This is a genomic window from Luteococcus sp. H91 (assembly GCF_038433135.1).
Classification (GTDB): domain Bacteria; phylum Actinomycetota; class Actinomycetes; order Propionibacteriales; family Propionibacteriaceae; genus Luteococcus.
Window position 1 is genome coordinate 21067 of record NZ_JBCDMV010000002.1, and the last position, 24798, is coordinate 45864.

Consider the following 24798-nt stretch of genomic DNA (forward strand, 5'->3'; position numbering starts at 1 on the left):
GCCTGTCTTCGACGCTAGGGACCATTTCACGCCCGGGCTGGGTGTTTCCTTCAGTTGCCGGGACGTTCGCCGGTGGCCGAATGCCTCGTGGTGGTGAATTGCGGCGACGTAGCGTGGCTGCGGACGTCGTGGGGGCACAGGCCTCCGCCAGGCACAGGAGGCCAACACCAGATGAAACTCGCAGACCAGATCGTGGCCCAGTTGCAGGCGGCGGGAGTCCGTCGCATCTACGGCATCGTGGGAGACTCGCTCAACCCCGTTGTCGACGCGGTGCGCCGCACCGGCGGAGCGGAGAAGGGCGGCATCGACTGGATCCACGTCCGCCATGAGGAGGCGGCGGCCTTTGCCGCCGCGGCTGACGCCCAGCTTACTGGTGAATTGGCGGTGTGTGCCGGTTCCTGCGGCCCGGGCAACCTGCACCTGATCAATGGGCTCTACGACGCGAACCGCTCCGGTGCCCCCGTGCTGGCCATCGCCTCGCACATCCCCAGCGCCCAGATCGGCCAGGGCTACTTCCAGGAGACCCACCCGGACCGCCTGTTCACCGAGTGCAGCGTTTACTGCGAGCTGGTCAGCACCCCACAGCAGTCGCCGCGGGTGGTCGAGGCCGCCATCCAGCACGCCGTCACCCTGAACGGCGTCTCCGTGGTCACCATCCCCGCCGACATCACCAATGAGGATGCCGCGGCGGAGGCGCCCCAGCACAGCCCGCTGTCTCGCGGCTCGCTGCACCCCAGCCCCGAACGGCTGCAGGAGCTGGCCGACGCGATCAATGCCGCGGACAAGGTGGCCATCTTCGCCGGCGCCGGCGTCCAGGGCGCCCATGACCAGGTGATCGAACTGGCCGGCAAGATCAACGCCCCCGTCGGTCATTCCCTGCGCGGCAAGGACTTCATCCAGTACGACAATCCCTATGACGTCGGCATGACCGGCCTGCTGGGCTATGGCGCGGCTGCAGCCGGCATGGAGGATGCGGACCTGTTGGTGCTGCTGGGCACCGACTTCCCCTATGACCAGTTCCTGCCCGACGTGCGCACGGCCCAGGTGGATCGGCGCGCCGAGCACCTGGGTCGCCGCACCGACGTGGACGTGGCCGTGCACGGTGATGTGCTGCCCACCCTGCAGGCCCTGCTGCCGTTGGTGAAGAACAAGCGCAACAGCCGCTTCCTCAAGCAGATGCTGAAGAAGCACAGTCGCATTGTGGACAAGGGCACCAATGCCTACACCCGCAATGCCAAGAAGCTCACCCCGATCCACCCCGAATACGCGATGGCGGTGCTGGACGACCTGGCCAGCGACGAGGCGGTCTTCACCGCCGACACCGGCATGTGCAATGTCTGGACCGCCCGCTACGTCACGCCCAATGGTCGGCGTCGGCTGATCGGCTCCTTCCTGCACGGCTCCATGGCCAATGCCTTGCCGCACGCCATCGGCGCCCAGTTCGCCTACCCCGATCGCCAGGTGATCAGCGTCAGCGGCGACGGCGGGCTGTCCATGCTCTTGGGCGAGCTGCTCACCATCGCCACCTACCAGCTGCCGGTGAAGGTGGTGGTCTTCAACAACTCGACGCTGGGCATGGTGAAGCTGGAGATGCTGGTCAACAGCCTGCCCACCCATGGCACCGAGGTGCCCGACTCCAACTATTCCGCGATCGCCAATGCCGTGGGAATCAAGGGCATCCGGGTGGAGAAGGGCGAGGACCTCCAGAAGGCCTACCACGAGGCCCTGGAGCACGATGGACCGGCGCTGGTGGAGGTGGTCACCGACCCCAATGCCCTGTCCATCCCGCCCGAGGTCAGCCTGGACCAGGTCTACGGCTTCGCGACGGCGATGAGCCGCACCGTGCTCAACGGCGGTGCCGGTGAGGTGGTGCGGATGGCCCGCTCCAACCTGCGCAACATTCCGCGCAGCTGAATCCCGGACTGGCTCGGGCTCCCTCGCCTGCCACCGAATCCGAGAAGCGACCGCCAGATTCACGTCTTCCGGGCCGCCCACGCGGAGGCCCGGGCAGACCGCCAATCTGGCGGTCGCTTTTCGGAATCCCACGACGACTCCTGCGCGCCGCGACCCGAAGCGACCTATCTTGTGGGTGGATGACACGGGAGGGAGCGGTCATGAAACAGCGGGTGAGGGTGCTGGCCCTGGCGAGTCTGCTGGCGGTGGGGTGTGCGCCGAACGGGAAGAGCCCCAGCCCGGGCCTGTCGGGGCAGAGCACGCCGGCGCCCAAGCCCTCGGCGGCGCCGTCGCCGGCGGCTTCGGCCAGCAGGCCTGTCGACCAGTTGATCAACACCCAGAGCGTGATCAGCTACCAAGGGATCGGCGCCTACAGCCTGGGCACCCCCGGCGCGAGGTTGCAGGAGGAAGGGTTGGCGACACCCAACCAAGCCTGCGAGAAGATGTGGGACCCCACAACGGCGCCCCAGATCCTGGGGATCGAGTTGAACTTCGACGGTGATGGGAAACTCATCGGCGTCTCCACCCTGAACCCGATGATGAGGACAACCTCTGGAGCGCACGCCGGCATGACCTTCACCCAGGTGGCCAAGATCTACGGCAAGGGCTTCAGCTACGTCACCCTGCCCTATGGCGAGCAGCGCAATCTCACCGTCGGCCGGATCAGTCACGGCAGCCGGGAGATCCTGTTCGGCCACCGCGCCGACAGCGGCGAAGACGGTGATGCCAAACCAGGGATCGACGTCAGCTGGGTGATGGTGCAGGAGCAGTCCAAGGGCATCCACTGGGGCTGCTGACCCTCGACGGGGTGATCGCCAGGAGACAAGGGGTTGACGAGTCTTCCGGGTGTTGCTTTATTCTCGGGAACGCCGTTGGGAAGGACACCGCGCATGGGCTCACCGGATCTTGCGAGAGACGAACTCCTGCTGGACATCGCCCGCACACAGGGAGCGTCGCTGGCGATCCGGGCCGTGACCACGGCCTACGCCGATCGGCGCCACCCGGGCGTCGTGGCGTCATCCGCGCTGGCGACGGGCTATGCCGAACCGAACCGTGGCGTGGTGGCCGTCCAGGTGATCACCGAGATCGACGGTCGGCGCATCGGCGAGCCCGAGCCGTCCTTGTGGGTGAAGGATCGCTTCCTGCAGCCCACCGACGACGGCGTCGCAGCCCTGACGGCGCCCGCCACGCTGCTGGGCACGGCACTGTTCCCGCTCGCCCTGCTTGAGGGGACGGAGGAGGTTCAGGTCGGCGACGGGGAGTGGAGCCAGGTTCGCATCACGTGCGAGAACCTTGTGCGCTCTGCGGGGGAGGCGGGCGACGATGTCCGGGAAGCCTTGGACATGCAAGGGATGGCCTCCATCGATGTGGTGGAGGCCCAGGTGCGGCAGTCCGAGGGCCTGGTCCGCGAGGTTCACATCGAGCTGCCAATGGCCGACGGTGAGCTGGATGGCCTGCACCGCTTGGTCTTCGACCTACGGCTGGATCCCACCGAGCCACGAGTCGTCGACATCCCTGCGGCAGACTCCGATATCCGCTTCGAGGAGTTCCTGATGGACCTGTTGCAGGAAGAGTGAGGGGAAGACGCACAGCGCCCCCGGCCCGGGTGGGCCGGGGGCGCTCCCTTCGGACAGACTCAGGGACCGTGAGTGCAGGCTCCAGCACGCCGAAGCTCGGCCGGATCAGCGACGGCGCTCGGGAGATGTTGTTCGGCCATCGTGAGGTCAGCGGCCAGGAGACCGACGCCACTTCAGACGGCAAGGTCGGCGGGGTGATGGTGCAGGAGCAGCCCAAGGGGGACCCTTGGGGCTGCTGACATCTCGCGGCCGGATGTGACCGGGTAGTGGTTGGCATGCTCAGGGTTCTGCTCCGACCTCAGTAGGCACTCTGATCCCGCCGTGGCACTTTCAAACCCCCGCGCTCTGCTGGCAGGGATCAGGACGCGCCGGACGGAGAGCCACGGTGCGCTCGTAGGGGCTCAGTGCGCCCAGTTGACGACTGCGAGACGTCACACGAACAATTGCGCCCTGGCCGTCCCTGGGCGGCGCAGGGTTGCCAGGGAGTGGAAAGACTGAGCCTCTCATGATGAAAAAAGATGAAAATATGTAGAAAGTATTGACAGAGATTGCAGATGGCGCGCACTCTTGAGGCATGAAGTTCGCCACGCGTCTCAACTCGTTCAAGTCGGTAGCCGAGGGCACCGACGCCATCCTGCGAGCCGTCGCAGGTATCGAAGGGATTGACTATGTCGATCTCAACTATCCGGAACACTTCGACCGCAGCATCCCCGAACTCAAGGCGTTGCTGGCCGAGATGAACCTGACCGTGAACAGCGTTGCCATGCGCTTCCGCAGCGACTTCGTTGGCGGTGAGTTCACCAATGCTGATCCAGCCGTTCGGCGGGAGGCCATCGAGCTCACCAAGAAGGGCATGGATGCGGCCGCCGAGCTCGGTGCCGACTCGTTGACGGTGTGGTTGGGCTTCGATGGCTACGACTACACATTCCAGAAGGACTACGCGGCTGCCATGGATATGGAGGTGGCGGCCTACCAAGAGATCGCTGACCACAATCCCGCACTCAAGATCTCCATCGAGTACAAGCCTTACGAGGAGCGAGTTTTCGCGCTGGTGCCCAATGGTGGGATCACATTGAACGTTCTCGACCGCGTCAATCGGCCCAACATGGGCATGACACTCGACTTCTGTCACCAGCTGATGGCCAACGAGCAGCCGGCCTTCATCGCCGCCCTCGCGCTGGCGCAGGATCGTCTGTTTGGCATCCACCTCAACGACGGTCACGGCCGCACCGATGACGGGCTCATGATCGGCTCCGTGCACCCCTTCGAAACCGTCGAACTCGTCTACTACCTCCTGCGGCACAACTACGACGGCGTCATCTACTTCGACACCTTCCCCATCCGGGAGAACCCCGTGGAGGAAGCACGCAAGAACGTCGAAACCCTCACCCGCATCTTCGAACGGGTCCAGGCTGCCGGCGTCGACCAGATCACCAAGGTCGTCCAGTCCCAGGACGGCATCCAATCCCAGGCCCTGCGCAACGCGCTCGTCTGACCAACCAGGAGAAACACCATGCAGTTCACATCAACAAAGAAGTTGATCGCCGTCGGTTTCGTGGCGGCCGCAATCACCGCCGGCTGCACTCCCGGCAACACCACCAGCGGTGGCAGCGCCAGCGGCAACGCGTCCAGCGCTGCCTTCAATCCCGACGAGGATCCCGCCGGCAAGGAGTTCGCTCAGGTCCGCACCGATCTGGGCAAGATGCCCACAGTGAATGACGAGGTGAAGCTTGGCGCGGTGTCCAAGGCCTTTGAGAATGAGTACTGGCGTACGCTCAAGGAGGGGATGGAGACCGGGGTGGCCAAGGCCAAGGGCAGGGGCACCAGTGTGAGCATCACCGTCCAGTCGGCCCAGAATGAGTCCGATGAGCAGGGGCAGCTCTCGATCGTGCAGAACATGATCAACCAGAAGTACTCTGCCTTGCTGCTTTCTCCCATCTCGGACGGCAATCTGGTGCCCGGCGTTGAGGATGCCAACAAAAAGAACATCCCGGTGATCAATGTCAATGACGGCATCATCGCGGCTGCTCCCTACTACGTCGGTCCCAAGGCCAAGCAGAACGGCGAGCTGGCGGCCGAGTTCATCTCCAAGAAGCTCAACGCCCAGGGTGAGGTGGCCATTGTGATCGGCATGCCGAAGGCCTTTGCTGCACGCCAGCGTACCGCCGGTTTCGAGGAGTGGATGGGGAAGAACGCCCCCAACATCAAGATCGTCGAGAAGCAGAATGCCGACTGGGACAGGTCCAAGTCCAAGGATCTGGCAGACACCTGGATCAAGAAGCACCCGAACCTCAAGGCGATCTTCTGCAACAACGACACCATGGCTCTTGGCGTGCAGGAGGCTGTGAAGGCCTCTGGCAAGGACATTGTTGTGGTGGGAGTCGATGGCATTGGTGAGGCGTACAAGTCGATCAAGGCTGGTCAGATGGATGCCACCATTGATTCCTTCCCGCTCTACAAGGGGCAGATCGCCGTGGAAATGGGTCTACGCAAGCTGGGCGGGCAGGAGCTGCCGCGCGTCATCTGGACGCCCCAGGCGCTGATTGATTCCAGCAATGTGAACACCCCCGCAGAGAAGCTCATCAACTGGTCCGAGCCCCAGGCCTGAGTCGTATCGACTGATCGCTGCTGTGGGAGCCGTTGATGCGGTTTCCACAGCAGCGGACTGCGAGAGGAAGATCATGAACAACGCAGTGCGGCTCACCAGCATCTCCAAGAGGTTCGGCCACAACAAGGTTCTGAAGGGCGTGGACATCGACGTCCGTGAGGGCACAGTGCACGCACTCGTCGGCGAGAACGGCGCCGGAAAGTCCACTCTGCTCAATATTCTGCACGGGGTCTACCAAGACTACGACGGTGAGTTGGAGGTGCTCGGCCAGAAGGTCAACTTCAAGAATCCGTTGGAGGCCATCCACCATGGCATCTCCAAGGTTCACCAAGAGATCCAGATTGCACCGGAACTCACAGTCGGGCAGAACATTGCGCTCGGCTCCGAGGTCAGTGCTGCCGGCTTCATCAGGCGGGCTGAACAGTACAAGCGCATCGACGCCATCCTGGCTGATCTGGGTTGCTCCTTCACCAGCCGGACGCGGGCGGGAGACCTGTCCGTCGGACAGATCCAGATGGTGGCCATCGCCAAGTCGCTCTTCCACGAGGCCCGGGTGATCTCTTTCGATGAGCCCACTGCCTCTTTGTCTGATCGCGAGAGCGAAATCCTCTTCCGGGTGATTGGTGAGCTGAAGGAGAAGGGCATCACCATCATCTACGTCAGCCACCGGCTCGACGAGGTGATGACCCTGTCCGACGACATCTCGGTCCTGCGGGATGGTGTGGTGATTGGTACTTGGCCACGGGGGGAAATTTCCAAGGAACAGATGATCGAGAAGATGGTGGGTCGGCAACTGAATGCCGTGCTGGCCGTCACTCGGGAGGCTGGCCAGCAGGGCGGTATCGAGAGCCTGCCCGCGCTCAAGGTGACGGGACTGAGTGGCGACGGCTTCACCGACGTGAGCTTTGAACTCCTTCCTGGCGAGATACTGGGCTTCTCTGGACTGGTTGGCGCCGGGCGATCCGAACTGGTGGAAACAATTTTTGGCGCACGCAAGAAGAGCGCTGGCACGGTGGAGATCTTCGGCAAGGCAGTTGACATCGACAGCCCACGCAGAGCCGTCGGTCACGGCATTGCCTTGATTCCCGAGGACCGAAAACGACAGGGATTCGTTCCCAATCTGGACAACCAAATGAACATGTTCCTCCCACTCTTCGAACGGAACAAGACGTGGGTGGTGAACCGGCGCGCCATCGCCAAGAACTTCAGTTCCTACGGTGAACCGGTGAACGTCCAGCCCGCCGACCCCAAGTACCTCACGGCCAGTCTCTCTGGTGGTAACCAGCAGAAGGTCATCCTGGCAAAGTGGCTGGCCATCAGGCCGGAGATCCTGATCTTGGACGAACCGACCAAGGGGATCGACGTCGGCACGAAGTCGGAGATCTACCTACTCATACACAAGCTAGCCGAAGATGGCAAGGCGGTCATCGTCGTTTCTTCCGAGCTACCCGAGATTCTCGGGATCAGTCACCGCATCATCGTGATGCATGAAGGCCGGGTCACGGCCAACCTCGTCAACTCCGGTCTTGATGAAAAGACCGTGCTCAACCACGCCATGGGGGCACTGCAATGAAGCAGCTCAAACAACTTCTGCTCGGCCGCGAGATCACCACTCTCGTCGCTCTGATCTTGATCATCGCCGTCTTTGCGGTGCTTAATCCCACCTATCTCGCCCCCGCCAACTTGGTGGACGTGCTGGACCAGGCGACGATCAACGGTCTGCTGGCCCTGGGCATCACCTTCGTCATCATCACCGGCGGCATCGACCTCTCGGTCGGGTCAGTGATGGCCATCGTGATTGTGGCAGTTGGCAAGCTCTTGGCGAGCCACGGCATGAATCCGGTGCTCGCAGTGGTGTGTGGCCTGCTCCTCGGAGCCGCGTTGGGTGGTTTCAACGGCTTGTTGGTCACAAAGTTCAAGCTGCAACCCTTCATTGCGACTCTGGCCACCATGTCGATCTTCCGTGGCGTTGCCTACATCGTGACCGGTGGCTGGCCCGTGCTGGACATGCCACAGGCGTTCCGCACCATGCTCGATGGGGATGTTGCAGGTGTCCTGCCAGTAGCCATCGTGATTCTGTTGCTGTTCGCCCTCACGGGTCATGTCATCCTGACCCGGACCAAGGCCGGTGTTTACGCCTTCTCCATTGGAGGCAATGAGGAGTCCACTCGACTGTCGGGCGTGAATGTTGACCGCTACAAGACCCTCACCTATGTGCTCTGTGGCATTGGTGCCGCGTTGGCCGGTATGGTGATGCTGGCCCGACTGGGTACCGGTGAGCCGGCCGCAGGCCAGGGGTATGAACTGAACGCCATCGCCGCTGCAGCCATTGGCGGCACCAGTCTGGCCGGTGGCCGGGGCAGCATCATCGGAACCCTGCTGGGCGCCCTGCTGCTCTCGGCGCTGAAGGTGGGCCTGGTGGTCCAAGGCGTTGACTCCTTCTGGCAGTACATCGCCACAGGCGCCATCATCGCTTTCGCTGCCTACTTCGAGATCATGCGGGACCGGATCAATGCCCGCGCCTGAGATTGTCGTGATCGGCAGCATCAACTATGACCTGTTCCTGATGCAGGATCGGATCCCCCTGCGGGGCGAAACTCTACTGGCCAGGGGTGTCCGGGAGGGGTTTGGCGGCAAGGGAGCCAACCAGGCCGTGCAGGCCGCACGGCTCGGCCGAAAGGTTGCGTTCGTCGGGGCCGTCGGCAGCGATGATCGAGGCACGGCATCCATCGCCAACCTGCGGGAGCAAGGGATTGACTGCCACGTGGACGTGGTCGCAGCGCCTACTGGGCTCGGCGTGGTGAATGTTCTGGGTGACGGTTCTGTCTTCGCAACTGTTGTCCCAGGAGCCAATCTGTCGGTGACTGTGGATCGCGTTCAGGCTGCGGCGTCACTGCTTGAGGCAGCACAGTACGTCATCCTGCAGAACGAGATCCCCGTGCCGACGGTGCGTGCAGCCATGGAGCTGGCGCGTCACAGCGGAGCGAAGGTGGTCTACAACGCCGCCCCGATGAACACCGCATCCAGTGAGTTGGCTCGTGGCTGTGACGTGCTGATCGTGAACGAGGAAGAGGCGATGGCGCTGTTGGGGCGCCGCTTGGAAGATCTCACAGCAATTCGGAACGCTCTTCCGGAGTTGGAGGGACTCTGTCCCCAGGTGATTGTGACTGCTGGGGAGCATGGCGCGTACACCTGCCATGACGGGAAGACAAGGCATGTCGCCCCCATGGCTGTACAGGCCGTGGACACCACGGGTGCAGGTGATTCCTTCGTCGGTGCCTTCACAAGTGCGCTGGTTTCCGGCGCGACTTTCGATCAGGCTGCTAGCCTTGCCAGCGCAGTGGCCGCCGAGACCACGACTGGTGTCGGCGCCCAGACCAGCATGCCTACCTCCATGGAGAGGGGTGGATCCGACGATTCCCTACGAGCGTCGTCAGAAGATCCTTCAGGTTCTCGGTGAGTCTGAGGTTGCCTTCATCGATGACCTGGCCCAGTTGCTCGACACCTCGTCATCCACGGTTCGCCGAGATGTGAATGCCCTGGTTAAGAGCGGGGAGATCACCGCGCTGCGCGGTGGTGGGATCAAGATCAGCGACCGGCCATCCGAGCTGCCAACCTCCACCAAGGCGCACATCAACCTGGATGAGAAGCGCCGGATTGCGCGGGCAGCGGCGCAACTGGTCGACAATGGTGACACGATCTATCTGGACTCAGGAACGACCACTCTGCAGATGATTCCCTTTCTGCGGTCGATGGAGATCCGGATCGTGACCACCAACACGCAGGCCTTGGTTCCCGCCGGAGAGTTCTGCCGCAATGTGGTGATCGTCGGTGGTGACTACGGTGCTGACATCGGCTCGGTGGCTGGGCCGATCACTGAGCAGATCCTGAGCAACATGTTCTTTGACAAGGCCTTCATCGGGACCAGCGGAGTGAGCCGAAGGGCGGGCGCGTCAACCTTCGACGTGCGTGAGGCTGCCAAGAAGCGGATCGCGCATGAGAACAGCACCCGATCCTATGTCTTGGCCGACCACACCAAGCTGGGGAGAACCACCTTCTACAAGGCCCTCGACTTGGCCGAGACCTTCGTGATCACCGACGCCGAGCACGAACTTCTGACCGATGCCAAGGGGCAGATTGTTGCTGAGTAGGAGGGCTCCTACCATCGCGGTCACTCTGAACTCACCCGGGGCATGTCGGACCGCAACCGAGGTCGGACTCTTCAGATGAAACGCGCAGCGCGACGGCTGCGCCCCCCCCGACATTCGTCGGGGGGGGCAGTGCTGCATCGGGGGTGAGGCGCCCCGGCGCTCCCTTCGACAGGCTCAGGGATCGTGAGTGCAGGCTCAGGGATCGAGGATCAGTCCAGACCGAAGTCCATGGCGGCGGCATCCAGCGAGACCTCGGCCTCGCCCGCGCCACGTCCCAGCGACGGGATGGACTTGCCCGCGCCGGCCTTGAGCTCGCCCACCAACTCGGCCGACGCACCGCCCAGCACGCCCTGCGCAGCGTAGATCTCCAGCTTCTCGCGCGAATCGGCGATGTCCAGGTTGCGCATGGTGAGCTGGCCGATCCGGTCCGTCGGGCCGAAGGCGGCATCCTGCACCCGCTCCATGGACAGCTTCTCCGCGTGGTAGCTGAAGTTGGGGCCGTCGGTGTCCAGGATCGTGTAGTCCTCGCCGCGACGCAGGCGCAGCGTGACGGTGCCGGTGACCGCGGAGGCCACCCAGCGGGTGATGGACTCGCGCAGCATCAGGCTCTGCGGATCCAACCAGCGGCCCTCGTACATCAACCGACCCAGCCGGAAGCCCTCGGAATGGTAGTTGGCCAGGGTGTCCTCGTTGTGGATGGCGTTCAGCAGCCGCTCGTAGGCGATGAACAGCAGCGCCATGCCGGGGGCCTCGTAGATGCCGCGGGACTTGGCCTCGATGATCCGGTTCTCGATCTGGTCGCTCATGCCCAGACCGTGCCGGCCGCCGATCTCATTGGCCTTCATCACCAGGTCCACGGGGGAGGAGAAGCTCTCGCCATTGATCTCCACCGGGCGGCCCTGGTGGAAGGTGATCTTGACGTCCTCGGTGTCGATCTGCACCGACGGATCCCAGAACTTCACGCCCATGATCGGCTCGACGGTCTCCAGCGAGACATCCAGGCTCTCCAGGGTCTTGGCCTCGTGGGTGGCGCCCCAGATGTTGGCGTCGGTGGAGTAGGCCTTCTCCTTGGAATCGCGGTAGGGCAGGTTGCGCTCGGTGAGCCAGACGCTCATCTCGTCGCGGCCGCCCAGCTCGCGGACGAAGTCCTCGTCCAGCCAGGGCTTGTAGATTCGCAGGGCGGGGTTGGCCATCAGGCCGTAGCGGTAGAAGCGCTCGATGTCGTTGCCCTTGTACGTGGACCCGTCGCCCCAGATGTTCACGTCGTCGCTGGCCATGGCGCGCACCAGCAGGGTGCCGGTGACCGCGCGGCCGATCGGCGTGGTGTTGAAGTAGGCACGGCCGGCGCTGCGGATGTGGAAGGCGCCGCAGGCCAGGGCGCTCAGCCCCTCCTCGACGAGTTGCTCGCGGCAGTCCACCAGGCGGCTGATCTCGGCGCCGTACTGGGTGGCACGCCCGGGCACCGACTCGATGTCGGGCTCGTCGTACTGGCCGATGTGCGCGGTGTAGGTGCAGGGAACCGCACCCTTCTCGCGCATCCAGGCGACGGCGACGGAGGTGTCGAGGCCTCCGGAGAAGGCGATGCCGACGCGCTCGCCGGCCGGAAGGGAAGTCAGAACTTTGGACACAGGAAGATCCTAGCGCATATCTATTCGATCCGTCGAATAAATATTCCATCGGACGTGGTGGGGCCTCGACGGGCCCGGCCATCGTGGTGGAGTTCCACTGGCCCGCGGGCGCAACCACGGTCTCCGAGCCTGTCGAGGGGGTGATTCTCAGCGACTGGGCGTGGGCGAGGCGCTGGCCACGTCGAGCGGATGGAAGCCGCAGACATCGGTGAGGTTCTCTGCCGCCGGGGTGCTGGCTGCGGCCGATGGCGACGCGCTGTCGCTGGGGTCGGGCTCCGGGGTGCTCGGCGCCGTGGTCTTGGGGGCTGGCGGCTTGGGAGCCGCCGTGGTCGGAGCCGCCGTGGTCGGAGCCGGCGCCGGCGGGGCCTCGGACTCCTGGATCGCCTTCTGGATCCGGGTTCGCATCGCGTCGAAGTCGGGGTTGGCGGAGACGAAGCCATCCTTGCCGTTCACGAACAGCACGCTGGTCTGCTTGCCGGAATCCCGCACCGCCAGCGCCAGGTCGGCGATGTCCGGCAGCACGGCCGACGGGATGTCGGTCTTCACCATGTTCTGGGAGGCCCTGGCGATGCCCTCGTACTTGGTCAGCATGGTCGGCACGTCGGCCTGGTCGATGATCGCCTTGACCAGACACCGTTGGCGGCCCATCCGGCCGAAGTCACCCAGTGGGTCCATGTACCGGCTACGGCCGTACCACAAGGCGTGATACCCATTGAGCTTCTGATTGGGGCCCACCTCGAGGAAGCCGGTGGTGTCTTCCGGGTGATCCGCCGACCCGTTGATCGGCAGCCGCTGGTTGATGTTGACCGTCACGCCGCCCATGGCGTCGATCACCGAGGTCAGGCCGTTGAGGTCCACCAGGGCGTAGTAGTCGGGCACCTGGCCGGTGATCTCACCGATGGTCATCTTCAGCGCGTCGGCGCCGGGCTGGTCTGTGTCGGTGAACAGCTCTGGATGCTCGCTGGGCGCATTGGACCAGACTGCATTGAGCGCATAGGACTGGTCCATCGGATCCCCATTGGTGAAGCCCTCGGGGTAGGCGTCGCGCAGCGGCCCCGCCGGGAAGGGGGCCTTGGCCAGGTTGCGGGGCAGCTGGACAAGCACCGTCGCGCCGGTGGTGGTGTCGATCGACGCCAGGATCATGGTGTCGGTGTTCATCTGGTCGACGCTGACATGCTGCGTGTTGCGACGGAAGTCCGAGCTGTCGCCGCCCAGGAGCAGGATGTTCAGCCGCGGCTTGTCCTTCCAGACATTCTTGCCGGAACCCAGCGTCGGGCGGGTCTGCGAGCGTCCTTCCTTGCCGAAGATGGAATCGATGGTGGCGGCCTGGGTCAGGGCGTAGTGCCCGGCCAGCGTCATCGGGGCCGAGGTGAGGAAGACCAGCACCCCCACCAGTACCGATGCGATCCCGCGCTGACCCCCGCTGAGCCGTCGCGGCCGGTGCACCAGCCAGGTGCCGACGATGATCGCGGCCCAGGTCAGCGCGGCCACCAGCAGCAGGGCAGCGGCGAGGCGCAGCCGGTGCGGGGTGGTGATGGTGCGGGCGAACCAGCCCAGATCCGTCGCTCCCTTGAAGACCAGGAAGGCCAGAGTGCCCAGGAAGAAGCCGAGAATGCCGTAGCCGAGGGCCTTGTTGCGCCGCACCAGCCCCAGCCCGGGCAATGCGGTGCCCAGCACGGTCCAGCCGACGGCGTCTCCGAAGCGCGGGAAGAGGCGGTGGGAGACCCGCGCCGGGGCCACCTCGCCGCCCAGGTCGTCCTCGGTCACCAGGACGCGTCGTCCCGGCGTGCTCGACGAAGGGGTACCGCCCGCCATCGCCTCAGGCCACCAGGATGATCTTGCCGATGTTGTCCCCGCCGGCCAGCTGCTCGTGCGCTCGTCGTGCCTCCGCCAGCGGGATCCGGGTCTCGGGGGCCGGCTTGATCCGGCCGTCCGCCACCATCGGCCAGACCACCTCGGCCACCCGCTGGCAGATCTCCGCCTTCTGCTCGACCGGGCGGAAGCGCAGGCTGGTGGCGGTCACGGTGCCGCGCTTGGTCAACAGCTTGCCGATGTTCAGGGTGCCCTTCACGCCGCCCTGCATGCCGATGATCGCCAGCCGTCCGCCGGTGGCCAGCGCATCCACATTCAGCTCCAGGTACTTGGCGCCCATCACGTCCAGGATCACGTCGGCGCCCTTGCCGTCAGTGGCCTCCTTGACGGCCGCCAGCCAGTCGTCGTGGTAGTCGATGGCGACGTCGGCACCCATGGCCCGGCAGTGCTCCAACTTCTCCGGGGAGCCAGCGGTAGTCAACACCCGGCAGCCCAGCGCCTTGGCGTACTGGATGGCGAAGGTGCCGATCCCACCCGCGCCGCCGTGCACCAGGAAGGTCTCGCCCGGCGCGAGGCCCACGCCGTCCATGTTGCTCACGACGGTGGCTGCCACCTCCACCAGACCAGCCGCGGTCACGGCGTCGACTCCCTTCGGCACGGCGATGCACTGCCCGGCGGGCACCACGAAGTACTCGGCATAACCGCCACCGGCCAGCAGGCAGACCACCTGGTCGCCGATGCTCATGCCGGTGACACCCTCACCCAGCTCGGCGATGGTGCCGGTGGCCTCCAGGCCCATGGTCTCGCTGATCCCCTTGGGCGGCGGGTAGTGCCCCTGGCGCTGCAGCAGGTCCGCGCGATTCACGCCCGCGGCAATGGTCTTGACCAGCACCTCGCCGGGCGCGGGGGACGGGGTGGGAATCTCGGCCCACTCAATCTGCTCGGGGCCACCGGCCTCGGTCACGGTGATTGCATGCATGTGCCAAGCCTGCCACAGCGATGGGTTGGATCAACCGTGGGAGACGACATCGGGATTGGGCGGCTCGTGCGGGTTGATCAGCGGCACATTGATCGTCTCGCCGTACCCCCGATCGGCGTCCAGATGGCTGGCGACGTCGGCCACCAGCCGAGTCATCTCCGCGTCGGCGCCGCCACCCGGGCAGAGGATGTGGGTCCGGCTCGTCTGGCCGTGGTAGAGCGTCAGGTGGGCGCCCTGGGCGCTGGTGGTGACCTTGCTGACCTCACTCCAGCTGCCGGCCTTCTCGACGCCGGGGCCCAGGATCTTGTAGCCCTCCTCGTCCAGATCGACGAAGGTGCGCAGCTTCACCATGGAGTAGGCGGCCATGCCGGCCAGTGCCAGCCCGAGCAGCAGGACGATCCAACTCAGTGCCACCCACAGTGCCGCCGCGCCGCTGGTGACGGCCAGCAGGATCGCACCGAGCAGGGTGAGCACCGCGGAGATCAGGAAGGCCCGGATGGGAAGGGCGGGCTTGAGCACGTAGCGCTGCGGTTGCGGGTGGGGGGTGGTCACGACACTCCTTGCTCACGGTGATCTGGACTCACGGCGATCTGGCGTTGATGTGGCGGCGAGGGTGGGATTCGAACCCACGGAGAGTTGCCCCTCGGTCGCTTTCAAGGCGACTGCACTAGTCCACTATGCGACCTCGCCGTGCCGACAGGCTCACGGTGGTCCCGGGGCCTGCGCGTCAGCGTTCATCGTACTCGACGCGGGCAGGGGCTCGGACCGGCCCGGGAGGTCTGCGCCACAAACCACATTCTGATGCGCGGGTGATGCCGTAGCGGCACTGGGGGCCATTGAGGATGCGGTTTGTGGCGCAAACCAGCCGAGCCGCAAGGCCCCGTGGGGGCGCTTGGCCCCGGTCGGCATGCCCGACTTTGCCCGAGAGCCGGGGGCACGGTAGCCTTGACCCTCGTTGGAGGTGTCGCCTAGTCAGGTCTATGGCGCCCGCCTGCTAAGCGGGTTTGGGGCTAAAACCCCATCGCGAGTTCAAATCTCGCCACCTCCGCCAACACGGCATCGGCCCGGATCATCTGATCCGGGCCGATGCCATTTCTTGTTCCAGCGCCCGCGCTCGACGGGCTGAGCGGTGGAAGGTCAGACGTTCACCGAGTCGTCGGCCAGCGAGATGTCGCCCTCGTCCTCGCGTCCGGGGGTGCGCAGATTCCACTTGCGAATGATGAAGCGGAAGAGCATGTAGTAGATGACGAAGTAGACCAGGCCGATGGCCACCAGCAGCAGGGGCTTGGTGGAGATGTTCCAGTTCAGCGCCAGGTCGAACAGACCGGCAGAGAAGCCGAAGCCCGCCTTGATCCCGAGCGCATTGCACAGTGCGAGCGAGACACCGGTCAGCACCGCGTGCACCACATACAGTGGCCAGGCGACGAACATGAAGGCGAACTCCAGCGGCTCGGTGACGCCGGTCAGGGGCTGCGCACCGAGGTGAATGATGCGTCGCTGGTGGACCAGGCGGCCCTCAAGGCGGCCGGCGCACATGGCGTGATGATGAGCGGCACCGTGGTCCAGGTGGTCGTCGGGCCCGAGGCCGACACCCTGAGCGAAGACATCCAGGACCTGATGTGACGTCGGTCCTCGCACCCGTCGCCGGTACCGTCCGGGCCCTGACCGAGGTCAGTGATCCGGTCTTCGCCGCGGAAATGGTGGGTTCCGGTGCCGCCATCGAGCCGCAGCTGGCCGTGCAGGAGGTGATCGCACCCATCGCGGGCAAGCTGCTCAAGGTGCACCCGCACGCCTTCGTGATCCACGACGGTAGGATCGGCGTCCTGGTTCACATCGGGATCGACACGGTGAGGCTCAAGGGCGACGGGTTCACGGTGAAGGTGACCGAGAAGGACGCCGTCGAGGCGGGGCAGACGATCGTCGAGTGGGATCCGCAGGTGGCGGTTGACCACCAGATGGATCCCGTGGTGCTGGTCTGCCAGATGGACACGGCGCCCGGCTCGATCACCTCCCCGCTGGCCGGCGGGCCGGTGGCCCGGGGTGAGGAACTCTTCACCGCGGTCTGAGGCCCGGACGTGATCCGGGCCCCGAGCTTGTCGGCGGGCTGGTCTTCCGCGAAAACACGAAGGAGCCCGGCAATCCAGGGGATTGCCGGGCTCCTTCGTCGTTCAGTGCTGCGTCACTGCTTGTTCAGCGCCTCGCGCACGGTGTCCAGCTGCTCGGCGATCGGCTTGGGCAGCTTGCTGCCGAAGCTCTCCAGCCAGGTCTCCAGGCGGGGCAGCTCGTCGGCCCACTCGTGGGCGACGTAGCGGGTGCACTCCTCGACGGCCTCGGGGGTCATGTCCAGACCCTCGACGTCGAGCTCGCCGGCGGCGGGAACGATGCCGATCGGGGTCTCCTGACCCTCGACATTGCCCTCGACCCGGTCGATCATCCACTTCAGCACCCGGCTGTTCTCGCCGAAGCCGGGCCAGATGAACTTGCCCTCGGCGCTCTTGCGGAACCAGTTGGTGTAGAAGATCTTGGGCAGCTTGTCCTCGTCGGTCTTGTTGCCCATGTTGATCCAGTGCTGCAGGTAGTCACCGACGTGGTAGCCGATGAAGGGCAGCATGGCCATCGGGTCGCGACGAACGACGCCGACGGCGCCCTTCGCGGCTGCCGTGGTCTCCGAGGAGCAGGTGGCGCCCATGTACACGCCGTGCGTCCAGTCCTTGGCCTGGGTGACCAGCGGGATGGTGTTCTCGCGACGGCCACCGAAGACGATGATGTCCAGCGGGACACCATTGGGGTTGTTGAAGTCCTCGGACAGGATCGGGCACTGCTCGATCGGGGTGCAGAAGCGGCTGTTCGGGTGCGCGGCCTTCTCGTTCGGGCGGCCACCCACCGGGCCCTCCTCGGGGGTCCAGCTGCGGCCCTTCCAGTCGGTCAGGTGCGGGGGCTTGACGGCGGTCATGCCCTCCCACCAGACGCCACCGTGATCGGTCAGGGCGACATTGGTGAAGATCGAGTTGCCCTTCTCGATGGTGCGCATGGCATTCGGGTTGGTGGCGGCACCGGTGCCGGGAGCCACGCCGAAGAAGCCGTTCTCCGGGTTGACCGCGTACATCCGGCCGTCCTTGCCGATCCGGATCCAGGCGATGTCGTCGCCCAAGGTCTCGACCTTCCAGCCCGGGATGGTCGGATCCAGCATGGCCAGGTTGGTCTTGCCACAGGCGCTCGGGAAGGCGGCGGCCAGGTGGTAGCTCTTGCCCTCGGGGCTGGTGAGCTTCAGGATCAGCATGTGCTCGGCCATCCAGCCCTCGTCGCGGCCCATCACCGAGGCGATGCGCAGCGCGTAGCACTTCTTGCCCAGCAGGGCATTGCCGCCGTAGCCGGAGCCGTAGCTCCAGATGGCGCGCTCCTCCGGGAAGTGCACGATGTACTTGATGTCATTGCACGGCCACGGGACGTCCTTCTGGCCCGGCTCCAGCGGCATGCCGACGGAGTGCAGGCAGGGTACGAACTCTTCCTTGCGCTCGATCATGGCGTCCAGGGCCGGCTTGCCGATCCGGGTCATGATCTTCATGCTGTTCACGACGTAGGCGGAGTCGGTGATCTCGATGCCGAACTTGGAGTGCTCCGAATCCAGCGGGCCCATGCAGAAGGGGATCACGAACATGGTGCGACCGCGCATGCACCCGTCGTAGAGCCCGTTCATGATGCCCTTCATCTCATCCGGGTGCATCCAGTTGTTGGTGGGGCCGGCGTCGGCCTCCTTGGCGGAGCAGATGAAGGTCTGGTCCTCGACGCGGGCGACGTCATCGGGATCGGACTTGCAGTAGATGGAGTTGGGCATTTCCTTGTCGTTCAGGCGAACGGCGGTGCCGGAGGCGACCATCAGGTCAACCATCTCGTCCCACTCGGCGTCGGAGCCGTCGCAGTAACGGATCTCATCGGGCTGGGTGAGGGCAGCAACCTCGTTGACCCAGTCGACGATGCTCTGCAGAGCGGGCACCTCGCCCTTGACCGGGATGTCCTTGACATCCTTGCGCTCGAAGTCCTTCGTGGGCTCGTCGTCCAGCGGGACGATGGGCTCGGGATTGGGAACCTGCATGCTTGTGCTCCTGTACGTCGGTGTACGAATGGTGTAGACCAGAGTGATGACTGGTCTGAAAACAGACCACCGGGATGAGTTGTATCATCCCTCACCATTTCTACCCTTGTCCACTTGTCGTTGCGGCCTTCTCGCCCACCGGATTTGTGTTGGGCGGCCGGGGCAAGGTAGAGTTACTTCTCGCCCGCAAGGGAATGCACTCGTGGCTCAATGGATAGAGCATCTGACTACGGATCAGAAGGTTGGGGGTTCGAGTCCCTCCGAGTGCGCCAGGACAAAGGCCCCGAATCAGCTGATTCGGGGCCTTTGTCGTGTTCTGTGAGAAATCCCACAGCGTTCCGCATAGTGGCTTGTCGCGTCGAGCTGGGTGGCCGAACAAGAAGCTGCCCCCAGCAGGGAGCCAGGTATGACCTGGATTCCTGCTGGGGGCATGGCCGCTTTCTTCATCTGTTGACGCGGGGTGCCGGGTACTGGCTCCATTCCCTCTCCCTGGCCGCCTCGTGAGTGGCTTCAGGATGTCGGTTCCGATTGGGCTTCGTGGGCTGCTCGGTGACACCAATCTGCCCTCTGGGGGGCAAACTGCACAACAGGCGGGATGAAGATTGGTCAATCTGATCAAATTATCGAGCGTAGACTGGTCAGTCTTGAGCAGATCACCCAGCCGCAGCCCACGGCGGGCCCAGGAGGAGCCATGGCGGAACCCAGCGTGTACCAACTCGACGAGACCGACCGGCGGATCCTGGCGGTGCTCGACGAGGATCCGCGGATGCCGGTGCTGTTGCTGGCCCAGAAGACCCAGCTGGCCCGAGGGACCGTGCAGTCCCGGCTGGATCGCTACCGCGAACTCGGTCTGCTGCGGCTGGCCAGCACCCGGATCCCACCGTCGGCGTTGGGCTGTGGGCTGGCCGCGACGGTCTCCGTCGAGCTGGACCAGCACCAGCTGGAGGACGCCGTCGCCGCGCTGCGTCGGATCCCCGAGGTGTTGGAGTGCTTTGCCCCGGCCGGCGGAACCGACCTGTTGTGCCGCGTCGTTGCCCGCAATCCCGACGACCTGTACCGGGTCAGCGAGGAGATCCGGCTCTGCCCGGGCATCCTGCGCACCTCCACCAGCGTCTTCCTGCGCGAGGTGGTGGGCTACCGGGTCCGGCCGCTGCTGGAGGCCGGTCCGGGCAAGCCCAAGGCGGTCCGCCCGCCTAGACTGGGGCGAGGCCAAACGGCCGCGACCGCACCCGCGTCGCGCGCCGCCCGACCGGCGAAACGGTGAACTCGGCAGTGAGGACCCTCATGGGCAAGATCAGCTGGCTGGACCAGACGGCAACGCGCGACCTCGTCGGCGGCAAGGGGGCCAACCTCTCCGAGCTGCTGCGGGCCGGTTTCCCGGTGCCCAATGGCTTCGTCGTCACCACCGACGCCTACCGGCACTACCTGGCGGCCAATGACCTGGCCGGGCCGCTGCAGGAGAAGCTGGCGACCGGCGACGAGGAGGGTATCGCCGAGCTCTTCCGGGCGCCGCTGCCGCAGGATCTGGCCGACGAACTGACCGATGCCTGGCGCAAGCTGGGCGCAGGCCCCGTGGCCGTGCGCAGCTCCAGCACGGCGGAGGACCTGACGGAGGCCAGCTTTGCCGGCCAGCAGGACAGCTACCTCAACGTGCACGGCGAATTCGAGCTGTGCGACGCGGTGCGACGCTGTTTTGCGTCCCTGTGGAATGAACGCGCCATCGGCTACCGCACCCGGCACGGGGTGGCCCAGGGCGGGGTCTCGCTGGCCGTCGTGGTGCAGCTGATGGCCGAGGCCGAGGTGGCCGGTGTGATGTTCACCGTCAACCCCGTCAATGGGCGTCGCGATGAGACGCTGATCACCGCCACCTATGGGTTGGGAGAGCAGACCGCCCAGGGCGGCGACGCGGACAGCGTCGTGGTGCGCGACGGCGTCGTGACCGAGCGAACCGTCGCGGACAAGCGGGTTCGCACCCAGTCGTCGGCCGGTGGGCAGGGCACCGAGGACGTGCAGGTGGCTGCCGCCCAACGCCTTGAGCACACCCTGGCGGATGACCGGGCGGTGGAGCTGGCGGCGCTCGGGGCCCGGGCAGCGGAGCACTTCGGTTGCCCGCAGGACATCGAATGGGTGCTCACCGGCAACCACTTCGTGTTGGTGCAGGCCCGGGCGGTGACGGCGATCGCGCAGACCGTCGGCCAGATCCCCGAGGACTGGCCGGTGGACGACGACAAGGCAATGTATGTTCGCGCCGCGATCGTCGAGCAGCTGCCTGACCCGCTCAGCCCGCTCTTCGCAGACATGGCGCGCCCCGCGGTCGCCCAGGGGCTGCGCACCGTGCTGCGACGCTACTTCGACGACCGTTCCCTGCAGCCGGGGGACATGGACTTCCCGACGATCAACGGCTACGCGTACTACTACTACAGCCGTGAGGGGATGCTGCGGCTGTTGAAGCAGAGCCCGCAGGCCGTCGCCGCCCTGGGTGGTCGGAGCCAGTACAACGGCGAGAAACTGTGGGAGAGCGCCCACCCGGCCTACCAGCAGGTGGTGGCCAACTGGTCCGCCAAGGAGCTGGGGAGCATGCCCAGCCGGCAACTGCTGGCCGGCGTGCAGTCGCTGCTGGATGCCGCCTGCGAGTACTACTCGACGGTGCAGGCAGTGATCCCCCTGGCAGCCAGCGCGGAACTGCCCTTCACTCGGCTCTACACCAGCCTGGCCAAGCAGGCCGACGGCCCGGCCGCCGCCACCTTCCTGGTGGGCTTCGAATCCCGGCCGATCCAGGCGGAGAAGTCGTTGTGGGCACTGGCGCAGTGGTGCCACACCCAGCCCGAACTCAGCCAGGCGCTGGTGGCCAACCGAGATCTGGCCGGCGTGCCCGGTGCCGAGGACTTCCACGCCCGGCTGGAGGAGCACCTGGCCCGCTTTGGCCACACCGTCCACAACCTGGACTTCATGGTGCCGGTGCCCGCCGACGATCCCCGGTCCGTGCTTGAGACCCTTCGCTGGTACCTCTCCGGCAAGGGGACCAGCCCCGACGAGCGACTGGCCCAGCAGGCCGCCGACCGCGAGGCGGCCGAGGCCCAACTCTTCGAACGGCTGGATCCGGCGCGCAAGGCGATCCTGCAGCCGCTGCTGGCCAAGGCGCAGCACCTGGCCCCCGTCCGGGCGGACGCGCTGGCCGACGTCGGGCTGGCCTGGCCGGTGATGCGCCGAATGCTGCGGGTGCTGGGGCAGCGCCTGGTTGACGTTGGGGTGATCGGTGAGCCCGACGAGGTCTACTGGCTGCAACGCGCCGAACTGGACGAGCTGTGCGAGCACCTGGACGCCTTCGGCGGGCCGCGGGAGAGCTTGACCGAGCTGGTGGAGCAGCGCCGCACCGTGTGGCGGGGCCAGCGGGCCGCCAACCCGCCGCAGCTGCTGCCGCGCAATGCCTGGTACAAAATGTTCCACCGCCTGATGCCCGCCATGGAGACCCAGCAGAAGGGTCCCGTGATCAACGGTCTCGGCGTCAGTCAGGGACGGATCACCGGCCCCGCGCGGTTGGTCTGCGGCCCGGAGGACTTCGGCGAGATGCTGCCCGGCGAGGTGCTGGTCTCGCCGATCACCACCCCCGCCTGGACCCCGCTGTTCGCGATGGCCTCCGCGGTGGTCACCGACGTCGGTGGCCCGCTCTCGCACAGTTCCATCGTCGCCCGTGAGTACGGGGTGCCGGCGGTGCTGGGCACCGGGATCGGCACTCGTCGGATCCGGACCGGGATGCTGGTCACCGTCGATGCCGACCGTGGCACCGTTACCCTGCCCGAGGGAGAGGCGCCGGTGGAGTCCGGCTTCAAACCGAAGGTGCCGTACAAGTTCGCCATGGGAGCCGCTGCGGCCGCCGCCGTCCTGTTGAAGAAGATGCTGTGAGGCCGGGCCTGCGCCGGGCCGGCGTGCTGATGGCGGTGGCCGTGCTGGGACTCACCGGCTGCAAGGGCAAGCAGGGGCCGGAGGCCTCGGGCGGGGAGCCGCCGACGCCACAGCAGGTGGAACTCAGCTACACGGTGCCCAAGGGGATGACCGAGGTGAGCGTGCCGAGTGCGACGCCCAGCGCCGGGGTCAGTTATGACATCAAGCTCTACCGTTCCGCCGACTCCTGCGAGCTGCGGGTGGTGCGGCTGCTGATTCCCAAGGGTGACGACCAGGAGGATCAGGACGTCACCTACAACATGTTGGGCGCCATCATGAAGTCGTCGGGGATCAACGAGTTCACCACCAATGGCGTGATGGTGCCGGGTGATCCCGGCCCCATCCCGACGCTGACGGTCAGCGGGCAGACCTCGACGGCGACGATGCGGGCGATCGGCCGGTTGAGCAATGAGTCCAAGCAGGGCTACCAACTGGTCTACGGCTGTGGCAAGGGCAAACTGGTCGAGAAGACCTGGGACGCGCTGGTCAAGTCGCTCTCGGTCAAGGGCTTCACCGGGCCGTTGACCGAGCACTGACCCGAGCCCACCCCAAGGGGTGAAAGGCGGTGGACGATGCTGGTTTGTCGGGGAATCTGCGCTAGAAATGCGCCGTGGCCGTTGCTGATCTGATCTACCTGGTGACGGGCGCGGCCCTCTTCCTGGCCGTCGTCCTGCCCACCGCACTGCGTCGACTCCCCATCTCCGCGCCGATGGTGCTGGTGCTGATCGGTGGCGTGCTGGGTCTGCTGCCCGGTTTGCCCACCCACTGGGTCAACCCGATGGTGCATCCCGTCGCGACCGAGCACTTGACCGAGCTGTGCGTGCTGGTGGCTCTGATGGGCGTCGGCCTCTCCCTGGACCGGCCGCTCAGCCTGCTCAGCTGGCGGTCGCTGCGCGCCTGGTCGGCGAGCTGGCGGCTGCTGCTGGTGGCGATGCCGCTGACCATCGCCGGGGTGGCGCTGGCCGGCTGGGGCCTGCTGGGCCTGGCGCCCGCCTCGGCGTTGTTGCTGGGCGCCGCGCTCGCCCCCACCGACCCGGTGCTGGCCAGCGACGTGCAGGTTGCCGGCCCCACCACCGGTGTCGACGTCGGAGAGCTCGACGAGGAGGACGAGGTGCGTTTTGGCCTGACCGCCGAGGCGGGCCTTAACGACGGCTTGGCCTTCCCCTTCGTCTATCTGGCGATCATCTGGGCCGGTGCCGGCTCGCTGGGCGGCTGGGTCTGGCACTGGGTGTGGTGGGATCTGCTGGCCCGGGTGGCGATCGGCGTCGTGTGCGGCGTCGTGGTCGGCTGGGTGCTGGGCCGGCTCGCCTTCCGCCCGCCCAGGGCCGCGATCCGACGGGTTCTGACCGGTGAGCCGATCCTGGCCGTCGCCTGCCTGGCCATGGCCTACGGCGCCGCGGAAGCGCTGCACGGCTACGGCTTCCTCTCGGTCTTCGTCGCCGCCGTCACCATGCGCTGGCTGGAACCCGACCACGAATACCACCGCTCGATGCATGAGGTGACCGACCGGTTGGAGACCATGCTCACGCTACTGCTGTTGTTGATGATCGGGCTCAGCCCCAGCAACGGCGTCCTGGCGGAGCTGAGTTGGGGTGGCGTGGCCGTCGCCCTGCTGCTGGTGTTGGTGATCCGGCCGGTGGCCGGCTGGCTCTCGCTGTGGGTGCGCAGCGCTCATGAGCATTCTGCTGGGGTGCAACTGACCAAGGCGGACATGGCGGTGATGAGCTTCTTCGGTGTCCGCGGCATCGGCACCGTCTACTACCTTGCCTATGCCACCGGTAAACACCATTTCGCCAGCGAGGGCATCCTCTGGTCCACCGCCGCCTTCACCATCATGTTCTCGGTGCTGGTGCACGGCGCGTTGGCCGGGAAGGCGATGAGCTGGCTGGATCGTCACCGGGACTGAACCGAGAGGGCAGACCCTCGGGTACGTGTGGGGCGGGGGCAGGGGCTTGGCCCCACAGGCGGCAAATCTGGCGGGCCAGGCGGTTTCCCAAGGATTCTGGATCGTGCAACCTTCGGAATCTCCCGCCAGAACCTCCGCCCACCGCGGAG

General features: G+C 65.7%; 20 protein-coding genes, 3 tRNA genes and 2 pseudogenes. 18 read left to right on the plus strand and 7 right to left on the minus strand.

The window, feature by feature from the left end; genetic code table 11:
• Window positions 1-171 precede the first annotated feature (171 nt).
• The 10 genes from AAEX57_RS00800 to AAEX57_RS00845 all read left to right on the plus strand — a co-directional run bounded on the left by AAEX57_RS00800 (window position 172) and on the right by AAEX57_RS00845 (window position 10289).
• Entirely contained in the window at window positions 172-1914 is a 1743-nt protein-coding gene (locus AAEX57_RS00800; protein ID WP_342090328.1) for a pyruvate dehydrogenase, read from the plus strand.
• Window positions 1915-2114: 200 nt separating this feature from the next.
• Window positions 2115-2750, plus strand: a complete 636-nt coding sequence (locus AAEX57_RS00805) for a hypothetical protein (RefSeq protein ID WP_342090329.1) — start codon at window positions 2115-2117, stop codon at window positions 2748-2750.
• 93 nt (window positions 2751-2843) lie between these two features.
• Window positions 2844-3530: a hypothetical protein gene (locus AAEX57_RS00810; RefSeq protein ID WP_342090330.1), complete on the plus strand. Its 687-nt coding sequence runs from the start codon at window positions 2844-2846 to the stop codon at window positions 3528-3530.
• Between the two features lie 68 nt (window positions 3531-3598).
• Window positions 3599-3769, plus strand: coding sequence for a hypothetical protein (locus AAEX57_RS00815; RefSeq protein WP_342090331.1), 171 nt, complete (start codon window positions 3599-3601; stop codon window positions 3767-3769).
• A 335-nt stretch (window positions 3770-4104) separates the two neighbouring features.
• Window positions 4105-5025 (plus strand): sugar phosphate isomerase/epimerase family protein, encoded by a 921-nt coding sequence (locus AAEX57_RS00820; RefSeq protein WP_342090332.1) that lies wholly within the window; start codon window positions 4105-4107, stop codon window positions 5023-5025.
• Window positions 5026-5043: 18 nt separating this feature from the next.
• A complete protein-coding gene (locus tag AAEX57_RS00825) occupies window positions 5044-6138 on the plus strand; it encodes a sugar ABC transporter substrate-binding protein (RefSeq protein WP_342090333.1) in 1095 nt (364 codons plus the stop codon).
• A gap of 73 nt (window positions 6139-6211) precedes the next feature.
• Window positions 6212-7711 carry a sugar ABC transporter ATP-binding protein gene (locus AAEX57_RS00830; protein WP_342090334.1) on the plus strand — a complete coding sequence of 500 codons (1500 nt, stop codon included), beginning with the start codon at window positions 6212-6214 and terminating at the stop codon, window positions 7709-7711.
• Window positions 7708-8664 (plus strand): ABC transporter permease, encoded by a 957-nt coding sequence (locus AAEX57_RS00835; RefSeq protein ID WP_342090335.1) that lies wholly within the window; start codon window positions 7708-7710, stop codon window positions 8662-8664. The genes AAEX57_RS00830 and AAEX57_RS00835 overlap by 4 nt, the downstream gene beginning before the upstream one ends.
• Before the next feature lie 7 nt (window positions 8665-8671).
• The gene (locus AAEX57_RS00840) at window positions 8672-9598 is read left to right on the plus strand and encodes a ribokinase (RefSeq protein ID WP_342097731.1); all 927 of its coding nucleotides are present in this window, start codon (window positions 8672-8674) and stop codon (window positions 9596-9598) included.
• Window positions 9543-10289, plus strand: a complete 747-nt coding sequence (locus AAEX57_RS00845; RefSeq protein WP_342090337.1) for a DeoR/GlpR family DNA-binding transcription regulator — start codon at window positions 9543-9545, stop codon at window positions 10287-10289. Before AAEX57_RS00840 ends, AAEX57_RS00845 begins: the two co-directional genes overlap by 56 nt.
• Before the next feature lie 209 nt (window positions 10290-10498).
• Here AAEX57_RS00845 and argG read toward each other — a convergent pair whose 3' ends face one another.
• The 5 genes from argG to AAEX57_RS00870 form a co-directional block, all read right to left on the minus strand.
• The gene (gene argG, locus AAEX57_RS00850; RefSeq protein ID WP_342090338.1) at window positions 10499-11917 is read right to left on the minus strand and encodes an argininosuccinate synthase; all 1419 of its coding nucleotides are present in this window, start codon (window positions 11915-11917) and stop codon (window positions 10499-10501) included.
• A gap of 147 nt (window positions 11918-12064) precedes the next feature.
• Window positions 12065-13732 (minus strand): LCP family protein, encoded by a 1668-nt coding sequence (locus AAEX57_RS00855; protein WP_342090339.1) that lies wholly within the window; start codon window positions 13730-13732, stop codon window positions 12065-12067.
• Window positions 13733-13736: 4 nt separating this feature from the next.
• A complete protein-coding gene (locus AAEX57_RS00860; RefSeq protein WP_342090340.1) occupies window positions 13737-14708 on the minus strand; it encodes an NAD(P)H-quinone oxidoreductase in 972 nt (323 codons plus the stop codon).
• A 30-nt stretch (window positions 14709-14738) separates the two neighbouring features.
• Window positions 14739-15260, minus strand: coding sequence for a hypothetical protein (locus AAEX57_RS00865; RefSeq protein WP_342090341.1), 522 nt, complete (start codon window positions 15258-15260; stop codon window positions 14739-14741).
• A 50-nt stretch (window positions 15261-15310) separates the two neighbouring features.
• Window positions 15311-15398, minus strand: a tRNA-Ser gene (locus tag AAEX57_RS00870).
• Between the two features lie 267 nt (window positions 15399-15665).
• Here AAEX57_RS00870 and AAEX57_RS00875 point away from each other — a divergent pair.
• Window positions 15666-15759: transfer RNA gene (locus tag AAEX57_RS00875), tRNA-Ser, on the plus strand.
• A gap of 95 nt (window positions 15760-15854) precedes the next feature.
• On the opposite strand, the pseudogene AAEX57_RS00880 reads toward AAEX57_RS00875, so the two are convergent.
• Window positions 15855-16175 (minus strand): annotated as a pseudogene (locus AAEX57_RS00880) (PTS transporter subunit EIIC); the annotation flags it as partial.
• A 3-nt stretch (window positions 16176-16178) separates the two neighbouring features.
• On the opposite strand from AAEX57_RS00880, the pseudogene AAEX57_RS00885 reads away from it, so the two are divergent.
• Both AAEX57_RS00885 and AAEX57_RS00890 read left to right on the plus strand, forming a co-directional pair.
• Window positions 16179-16331: pseudogene (locus AAEX57_RS00885) on the plus strand (PTS sugar transporter); the annotation flags it as partial.
• Window positions 16328-16774, plus strand: coding sequence for a PTS sugar transporter subunit IIA (locus tag AAEX57_RS00890; protein ID WP_342090342.1), 447 nt, complete (start codon window positions 16328-16330; stop codon window positions 16772-16774). The pseudogene AAEX57_RS00885 and the gene AAEX57_RS00890, both read left to right, overlap by 4 nt.
• A gap of 113 nt (window positions 16775-16887) precedes the next feature.
• On the opposite strand, the gene AAEX57_RS00895 is transcribed toward AAEX57_RS00890, so the two are convergent.
• On the minus strand, window positions 16888-18801 hold the full coding sequence (locus AAEX57_RS00895) for a phosphoenolpyruvate carboxykinase (GTP) (RefSeq protein ID WP_342090343.1): 1914 nt from the start codon (window positions 18799-18801) through the stop codon (window positions 16888-16890).
• A 196-nt stretch (window positions 18802-18997) separates the two neighbouring features.
• On the opposite strand from AAEX57_RS00895, the gene AAEX57_RS00900 reads away from it, so the two are divergent.
• The 5 genes from AAEX57_RS00900 to AAEX57_RS00920 all read left to right on the plus strand — a co-directional run bounded on the left by AAEX57_RS00900 (window position 18998) and on the right by AAEX57_RS00920 (window position 24649).
• A tRNA-Arg gene (locus AAEX57_RS00900) sits at window positions 18998-19073 on the plus strand.
• A gap of 419 nt (window positions 19074-19492) precedes the next feature.
• On the plus strand, window positions 19493-20065 hold the full coding sequence (locus AAEX57_RS00905) for an Lrp/AsnC family transcriptional regulator (RefSeq protein ID WP_342090344.1): 573 nt from the start codon (window positions 19493-19495) through the stop codon (window positions 20063-20065).
• Between the two features lie 20 nt (window positions 20066-20085).
• Window positions 20086-22704 (plus strand): PEP/pyruvate-binding domain-containing protein, encoded by a 2619-nt coding sequence (locus AAEX57_RS00910; protein ID WP_342090345.1) that lies wholly within the window; start codon window positions 20086-20088, stop codon window positions 22702-22704.
• Window positions 22701-23279 (plus strand): hypothetical protein, encoded by a 579-nt coding sequence (locus AAEX57_RS00915; protein WP_342090346.1) that lies wholly within the window; start codon window positions 22701-22703, stop codon window positions 23277-23279. The genes AAEX57_RS00910 and AAEX57_RS00915 overlap by 4 nt, the downstream gene beginning before the upstream one ends.
• Before the next feature lie 74 nt (window positions 23280-23353).
• The gene (locus AAEX57_RS00920; RefSeq protein ID WP_342090347.1) at window positions 23354-24649 is read left to right on the plus strand and encodes a cation:proton antiporter domain-containing protein; all 1296 of its coding nucleotides are present in this window, start codon (window positions 23354-23356) and stop codon (window positions 24647-24649) included.
• Window positions 24650-24798 lie beyond the last annotated feature (149 nt).